This is a genomic window from Flavobacterium sp., assembly GCF_044371705.1.
In the GTDB taxonomy this organism is placed as follows: Bacteria; Bacteroidota; Bacteroidia; order Flavobacteriales; family Flavobacteriaceae; genus Flavobacterium.
The window spans coordinates 1-8,446 of the sequence record NZ_JBILTE010000111.1; the positions used below are offsets into that span (position 1 = coordinate 1).

General features: G+C 39.9%; 6 protein-coding genes. 1 reads left to right on the plus strand and 5 read right to left on the minus strand.

Annotated elements, in window-relative coordinates:
• Positions 1-2,652: DNA polymerase III subunit alpha (locus ACIQ2S_RS08715; protein ID WP_396175039.1), on the minus strand; the 2,652-nt coding region annotated here is incomplete at its 3' end.
• A gap of 1 nt (position 2,653) precedes the next feature.
• The gene (gene dinB, locus ACIQ2S_RS08720; RefSeq protein WP_396175041.1) at positions 2,654-3,808 is read right to left on the minus strand and encodes a DNA polymerase IV; all 1,155 of its coding nucleotides are present in this window, start codon (positions 3,806-3,808) and stop codon (positions 2,654-2,656) included.
• Between the two features lie 86 nt (positions 3,809-3,894).
• Here dinB and ACIQ2S_RS08725 point away from each other — a divergent pair, with 86 nt between their 5' ends.
• The gene (locus ACIQ2S_RS08725) at positions 3,895-4,671 is read left to right on the plus strand and encodes an XRE family transcriptional regulator (protein ID WP_396175043.1); all 777 of its coding nucleotides are present in this window, start codon (positions 3,895-3,897) and stop codon (positions 4,669-4,671) included.
• A 330-nt stretch (positions 4,672-5,001) separates the two neighbouring features.
• Here ACIQ2S_RS08725 and ACIQ2S_RS08730 read toward each other — a convergent pair whose 3' ends face one another.
• The 3 genes from ACIQ2S_RS08730 to ACIQ2S_RS08740 all read right to left on the minus strand — a co-directional run.
• Complete coding sequence (locus tag ACIQ2S_RS08730) at positions 5,002-5,529, minus strand: hypothetical protein (RefSeq protein WP_396175045.1); 528 nt, start codon at positions 5,527-5,529, stop codon at positions 5,002-5,004.
• 307 nt (positions 5,530-5,836) lie between these two features.
• The gene (locus tag ACIQ2S_RS08735) at positions 5,837-7,756 is read right to left on the minus strand and encodes a beta-L-arabinofuranosidase domain-containing protein (RefSeq protein ID WP_396175047.1); all 1,920 of its coding nucleotides are present in this window, start codon (positions 7,754-7,756) and stop codon (positions 5,837-5,839) included.
• A 5-nt stretch (positions 7,757-7,761) separates the two neighbouring features.
• The coding region (locus tag ACIQ2S_RS08740; RefSeq protein ID WP_396175049.1) for a glycoside hydrolase domain-containing protein at positions 7,762-8,446 on the minus strand (685 nt) is incomplete at its 5' end.

Sequence of the window (8,446 nt, forward strand, 5' to 3'; positions counted from 1 at the left end):
ACGGGCTACCACGTGACTTTTGAAAGTGGTTTGCAACAACTCAAACGGCGAACTCGAAACCGGAAAACCCAAAAGTTCCAGTTCGTCAAAGGCATCTTCCAAAGCAGAGCGTTCCATCACCGGAAACTTAAATTCTTTGGTGGGTTCTTGCAGCAGTAGCGGACCATGATGCTCGGGTTTGTGATTCGTCAACAGCATTCGAGCTTCCACAATTAAATGACTTTTTGTTTTATTCGTGCCTCTAAACGCTCCAATAAAAATAAGAGTTTGAATACTTTCCAAACCGGTTGGCACGCGGTTAATGAAATCTGCAACCGAATGAAAAGGGCCGTTCAATGCACGTTCTTGGATGATGTTTTGTATGTAGTCACTGTTTAAATTCTTTAAGTGCATAAACCCTAAATACACATCGGTTCCTTCCACAATTGTCTCAAATTGACTTCTATTGATGCAGGGATTGTGAATAGTGGCACCACTCATTTTGGCTTCGTGTATGTAAATTTCGGTTCGGTAAAAACCGCCACCGTTATTGATGGCTGCCACCATAAATTCAATACCAAAATAGGCTTTGAGGTACAAACTTTGGTAACTCTCCACCGCATACGAAGCCGAGTGTGCTTTGCAAAAGGAATAACCCGCAAAGGATTCAATTTGGCGGTACACTTCTTCACTGAGTGGCAACGGATGTCCCTTTTGTGCACACGAAATAAAAAACTGTTCCTTCACTGTTTGCAGTTCTTTCAGCGAGCGTCCTTTTCCGCTGATGGCTCGCCGAAGAATATCGCCGTAAGACGCCTCCAATCCCGCAAAATGCAGGGCAATTTTAATCACATCTTCTTGATACACCATCACGCCGTAGGTTTCGCCCAATTGCTCTTTGAACACTTCATGAAAGTATTCAAATTTATCGGGATGGTTGTGCCTGAAAATGTATTCCCGCATCATACCGCTTTGGGCAACACCGGGACGAATGATGCTGGATGCCGCGACCAATGTTTTATAATTGTCGCATTTTAACCGTCGCAATAAGCCACGCATCGCCGGACTTTCAATATAAAAGCACCCCAATGTTTTGCCGACGCTTAAAAATTCATTGCATTTGGCTTCGTTTTTAGAAAGCGAAAGGTTTGTGATGTCCACTTTAATTCCACGATTCTTTTCGATTATTTTTACAGTTTCGTCTATGGTTCCCAAACCGCGTTGACTCAAAATATCAAACTTTTCAAAACCAATGTCCTCGGCAATGTGCATGTCGAATTGCACAATGGGAAATCCTTTGGGAGGCATTTCTAAAGCGGTGAAATTGGTAATGGGTTCCTCAGAAATGATGATGCCACAGGAATGCATGCTGCGTTGATTGGGATATTTGAGCAACAGCATTCCGTAGGCTTCTACATATTTCACGACCGAATTTTTATCGGCTATTCTTCCTTTGGTTTGGGATAATTCGTCTAATTCTTCTTTAGATAAACCAAAGACTTTGCCCACTTCTCGTATAATCGATCGGTATTTGAATTCCACGTTGGTGCCACAAAAAGCAACATGGTTCGGGTCAAAACGTTTGAAAATGTAGTCTAAAATGTAATCGCGTTCCCGCCACGACCAATCGATGTCAAAATCGGGTGGCGACTTCCGATTCTCATTCAGAAAACGTTCAAAATACAAATCTAATTCAATGGGACAAATGTCTGTGATACCCAAACAGTAACTCACAATGCTGTTGGCTCCGCTGCCGCGACCTACATGCATAAATCCTCTGCTTTTACTGTATTGAATAATGTCCCAAGTAATGAGGAAATACCCGCTGAAATGCAATTGGTCAATCACTTTTAATTCCTTGAGCACCCGTTCCTTCGCCTCTTGGTTGTGTTTCCCGTACCGTTTGATGAGTCCGCTCTGGGCTAAATTTTCCAACAACAAACGGTCGCCTTCTTTGCTTTTGGTATAAAACTTTTTGTTCCGAGGTTTATTGAATTCAAAGGTAAAGTTGCATTGCTCAATGAGTGACTGGGTGTTTGTGAGGATTTCAGCGTAGTCTTGGTAGTGCGAACGCAGTTCAGTTTCATCCCGCATTATTTCCGACGGATGGCAATAATCAGTAGCCGCTAATTTAGACAGAAGTGTGTTGCGTTCAATGGCACAAAGCACTCGGTGTAAGTTGAACTCTTTTTTAGTTCGGAAAGTCACGGGTTGCAGCACCACAGCTTTGGCGGCAAAATCGTTGTAATTCAATTTAAAAAGTTGGAGGAGCTCGTGCGGTTGAATGCCGATGAACTCGTTTTCTTTTAATTCATTGGACGCATACGGCAACGGATAAATGACCAACACATTTTTAAAAACGGGTGCACTAGTGGGTAACGCACTTTTTTCTAAATTGTGTTTGGTCAGCAACCGACACATTTCGCCAATGCCTTCTTGGTTTTTCGCCAAACCGATGTAAAGCAATTGGTTGTTTTGTCGGAATTCGACACCTACTAATGGTTTAATTCCTTTTTCTAAACACAGTTTGGTAAAATCATAAATGCCCGTCACCGTATTGATGTCGGTTAACGCCAATGATTGCAACTGCAGTGTTTGAGCTTGCTCCACCAAATCTTCCAGCGGAATGGTGCCGTAACGCAAACTATGGTAGGAATGACAGTTGAGGTACATGTTAGTCTTTTTTCGTTAACAATTTTGCCGAACATCGCGTGACAGCTTCGGGACCAAAACGGTTTTTTATTCTGTCAATGGCTTGGTAAAGGGCAATCATTTCGGTGGTGTCTTCAAACATGTTGATTTGATAGGTACCCCGCACCAAACCGGTAAACCGAATACCAATCAATCGCAAACGCATGCGTCGGGTGTACAATTTGGTAAAAAGCTCCAGTGCTGTTTTGGCAATCACATGATCGAAAGAAGTGTACGGAATTTTCATCTGCTTGGTTTCCGTATCAAAATTGTTGTAGCGGATTTTCACTACGATGGTACTGGTCAGATAGCCTTCCGTTCGCAATTGATAGCTCAATCGTTCCACCATGGCAGCGAAGAGCGATTTGATTAAGTTTATATCCGTTGTGTCCATTTCAAAAGTGTGCTCTGCCGACAAAGATTTGCGTTCGCTATACGGTTCTACGGGAGTGTTATCAATGCCGTTGGCTTTTTTCCATAATTCCACACCATTTTTGCCTATCATTTTTTGCAAAACATCCACCGGCATTTCCGAAAGGGTTTGTATGGTTCGAATGCCGATTCTGGACAATAATTGAAAAGTAACATTCCCCACCATCGGAATCTTTTGAATGGAAAGCGGATTGAGAAAGGGGCGGACCTGACCTTCGGGAACTTCCAGTCTTCCTTTGGGTTTTCCTTCGCCTGTGGCAATTTTTGAAACGGTTTTGTTTACCGACAACGCAAAGCTGATGGGTAATCCGGTTTCTTTGGTAATGGTTTGAATCAATTCGTCGGTCCATTTGTAACAACCGTAAAATTTATCCATGCCGGTAATATCCAGATAGAATTCATCGATGCTTGCTTTTTCCACCACGGGTGAATGCTCTTCGATAATTTGGGTGACTTCATGCGATTTTTTAGAAAACAATTCCATGTCGCCTTTCACAATTTTGGCTTGCGGACACAATTGCATCGCCATTCGGATAGGCATCGCCGAACGCACACCAAAATAGCGGGCTTCATACGAACAAGAAGCCACCACACCTCGTTCGCCACCGCCTACAATTAGCGGAATCCCGTTGAATTGCGGGTGTTCCAATCGCACGCAAGAGACGAAAAAAGTATCTAAATCCATGTGAACAATAGCACGTGACATACGTTTTGTGAAATTTTATTTCACAAAATTAGGATGATAAATCCCTTTATGTTTATATTTGTAGTGACTTAAAATCACTTTAACATATGTTGTATATTGCAGACAATCTGAAATGGCTCAGAAGCAAACGAAACCAATCCCAACAGGAAGCAGCAGACGGTATGAAGTTGCCTGTTGATCGCTACAAAAAATACGAATACGGGAAAAACACACCACCTGCGGAAACCTTGCTGATTATTTCCCGCTACTTCCACATCAGTATTGATTTATTGCTAACGGTTGATTTGCGAAAAATCTCCATTGACAATTTATTGCAGTTGGAAGACAATAGAATCGTGCTACCGATTACGGTAGACCGCAATCAGAACAATTACATTGAGATTGTCACCCACAAAGCCAAAGCGGGTTATGCCGCAGGAGGTTATTCAGATTCCACGTTTATTTCTGAATTGGATCATGTTTATTTACCCTGGCTCGATAAAAATCAAAAGTACCGAACGTTTCCGGTAGAAGGCGATTCCATGCCGCCACACAATGACAAATCGTTCATCGTTGGTCGATACATTGAAAAGATAGGCGAGGTGATGGATGGCAAAACCTATATTGTCATCACCAAAAACCAAGAGATGGTCTACAAACGACTAAATAAAAACGGCAAAAACGCCTTCGTGATGCAATCTGACAATAGCTTCTACGAACCCTACGACATCAAATTTTCCGACATCGCCGAGATTTGGGAATATGCAGGAAGTTTGGAACGCGAACAATTTAAACCCGAAACTTTCGATGCCGAAACCATGGAAACTATTATCCGAACGATGCAAAAAGACTTGCATGAAATTAAGGAGAAGTTACCGAATTAGGGGGGGAGGTACAAATTGTATCGTCCTAAAAAAAGTTTACATGCCTGATTTTGTTTGCCCCTGCCCGCCGCGGCGGGTGCAAAATCAGGACGTTTAGAGTAACCAATTTTCATTTGAATATTAGTGCCATCATGTTTCGAAGCACCGTTTTTTTCCACCCGCCGCGGCGGGCCGGGGGAAAGAAAAAAACAAAGGAAAACAGAGAACTAATAATTTAATCAATCAAAAAAAATTCACCACCTAATCCTCGCAGCAATAGCTATTTATAATAAAAAAACTCACTTATTTACCAATCAATAGTAAAAAAGTGAGTTTCAATAATTGTATTTATTACGACTGAGACTTCTTATTTTTTTTCGCTTGAGCCTTTTTTTCAGCTTTTTTTGCTTTCGCTTCTTTTTTTTCGGCTTTTTCTTTTTTTGCTTTGGCTTTTTTCAATGCTGCTTTCATTTGATCCATCAACTTTTTATATTTTTTTAGTTGATCTTTAATTTGTTTTGGAGTTTCTAATTCTTCCTGGACTTCTGCATCAGCAACAACTTTTGCTGTGGGTTGTGCAGGAGTTTTCGCTGGCACAGTAGCTTTAACAGTTGTTTTAATTGCAGCTGGTTTTGCTGGAGTTGCTTTTGCAACTGTGGACTTTGGAGTGGTTACTTTTGCTACTGGAGCTTTAGCAACAGAAGTTCTTGTGGCAGCAACTTTTGGAACTGTAACGGTAGCAGTAGCAACTTTTGCTACAGTTGGTTTTGCTACTCTTTTAACAGGAGTTGCTGCTTTTTTTATTACCGGCTGACTGTTTTCAGCGGTTGATTTTTGAACTTCGGTTGAAGTCACTTCAGGTATTGTAGTATTTTCCATGCGTCTAATATGAATTAATTGTAAATTTATTGCTAACAAATTGTTAGGCAAATGTAAGTTGTTTAAATTAATTGGCAATGTTAAGTTTTTAGATGAGGCAAAAACTTAACATTGAAAAGTATCTATTTACGCTAAAATAGGCACCTACTGATTTTGTTTCCCCAACCCGCCATCACCGTTACTTACATAAAAGCTGAATTGATAAACGCTATAGATTAGTTCACCGATATTGTCGTTTTATATCCAAATGAGGTTGCTGGGTAATTGCAGAAGCCGCAGTAAAAGGTGTGTTTTTTCGTGATGGTTTTTAAAAAGTTACTTGTCTTAGAATTGTTTTACCAAACGGTATAAGTGTGATAGTTTCTATATTATTAGTAGTTGTGTTTCGTGCTTTTAAACTAATTTTTCCATTCCTAAATGTTGCGGCATTGTTTTGAATAAATTCAAAGCGATCGTTATTGATTGGCTTATACATTCTATCATTAAAATTTGTGAAATAGGTCTTTCCTTTGCGTTCGATTGCTTCGATAGGTTTGGCATAAAACAATGCACCATACCTGAAATATTTTTCGTTGTTTAGGTCTTCTTCAATGGTAACTTCGGTCTGGAATTCGAAGGTAATACTGTCGTGTTTTTCAAACGCTCTGTTGAAAACCATAAAGCCATTTTCCAAAGTATATTTTTCAGCTGTTAAAACCGCTCCGGCCCATGATGGTTTTCTAATTTTTATTGTAAATGATCCTTGTTTGGGATTTGAAATTTTGAAAGCGAATTTGTTTTTATACGGATAATCGGTTACTGTCTCAATTTTAATGGATTGATTGTTAATCGTGGTTTCTACTATATTGGGCACTAAAAGCACATTTACCAAAACGTTTTCATTTTCTTTTAGCCATGCCTTTTCTAGAAAATATGGGGTTATTCTACCTGCATTGGGATTGCAACATACCGCAACATCTTGATGAGCCGGTGAGTATTTGTAGCGTGTTTGTTTTCGATCGGGTTCTACCTCTCCATTTTTTGTGCCTTCCATTTCAAATGAATTATCGGTTTTTAGGTAAGCTATGCAGGAGTGATCTGGATTTCTTGAGCCTTGAGCTGCATTATAAAAAATCGTTTCCATTAATTCGGCAGTGCCGGCATTTCCTTCTTTTTGCAATAGTACCGAGTAGCTGTCTACTAATTCGTGCAAGGAGCAATATTCATAACCGGTGTGTGTTGCATCTGCTGTTCTTCCGGCAATCCATTCATCGCCAATAGCACCACCGGTTGGTGTGGTAGTATTTTTAATTCGTTGGATATAAATTGGAAGTGCTTTCTGTAATTCGCTATTGTTGGATGCATAAGTAGCAACAATTAATGGTCGCAAATGCTCATAGGTATGCACACCATGCGATTGTAGTTTATAATTGGGATTCAAGATGTTAGATAATTGTACATCTTTTTCTGACTGATAGGTGTTACAAAAATCTTGATAGAGAAATAAAGCGTAGTCCGTATATTTTGTATCACCTGTAATTTGATACATTTTGTCTAAAACATCTGTAAATGTTAGTCCGTGCGAAACGCCTCCATTAAACGCTGTACCTGAGTAAAACGGACTGGATGTACCAATGGGATAATTAATCATGACGTTATCGACAGCTTTCACGAGGGCTTGCCAAAGTTTTTTGTCATTTGAATAGTCATAATAGGCCAATAAACCTCTAAACATGGTGGCTTTTGCCCATAGTTCGCCATTTTCAGAATTGAATTGATACCGCAAATCTTTGTCGTAGATACCAATATACCCGTCTGCATCTTGTGATTGTAAAACTCCTTGAATATACTGCTCAACTTTTTTAATTCCGGCTTTGTCGTTTAAAAGTAGTACGTTTCTAATGTAACCGTCCCACCAATTCGATTGGGTTTCACTGTTCCACCATTTGTATTGTTCACTGCCTTCGGCATCACCTTCTTTATTGTTTCCTAAATCTTTGACTGCACTGTTTTTGTGTAATCTTCCCGTACTGTAAATTGGGTCATTGATTAAGTCAGGTACTAACTGATCCAGATTACCTACAAAACCATCCATATCTTTTTGCATTTGTGTTTTAATCCAACCCGAAGGTTTTATGCTTCCAAAAGGTAGCACCTGGTATTTTTCCTCCACTTTACTTGAATTTTCTTCTTGAGAATTCATCGTGTAAGAGGCCAGAATAACGACCATTAAATATATTTTTCTCATAGTGGCTATTGTTTATTTGTCATTTGAAAATAGAGTGTTCCACCGGCCATTATTTCAAAATAGGTTATAAATGGTCTCGACAGTAACGTATTGTTGAGTTTGGGGTTTTCTTGAAAGCTATTTTCTGCTGAAAAATTAGAAGCTTCAATAGTAAAAGTTTTGTTGTTGTTTACCTGTAACGTTGCTTTTTTAACTTGTGGTGCTCCCAATACAAATTCTCCGGAAGCCGGATTTACGGGATAAAATCCCAAGGTGGATAGAACATACCAAGCCGACATTTGTCCGCAATCGTCATTACCAATCATACCGTCGGGTGCGTTGTTATGGAATTCATTGATAATCCTATGAATGTATTTTTGTCCCACTTTCGGCGTTTCCGAAAAGGCATATAAATATGCAATATGATGGCTAGGTTCATTTCCATGTGCATATTGACCAATCATGGCTTCTTGTCCCAAAAACTTATTCGGATGCAGACTTTCAACAGTAAAAAAAGCATTTAGTTTTTTGGTAAATTCAGATGTTCCGCCCAATAAAGATTTGAGTCCTTCAATGTCATATTGAGCCGGTGTCCAAAAATACTGCCACGCATTTGCTTCTGTATAGTCGCCCGGATTATTCATGGGAGAAGTGGCAGTCAAAGGATCAAAAGGAGTCCTCCAATTCCCCTCAGTATTTTTGCCTCTAAAT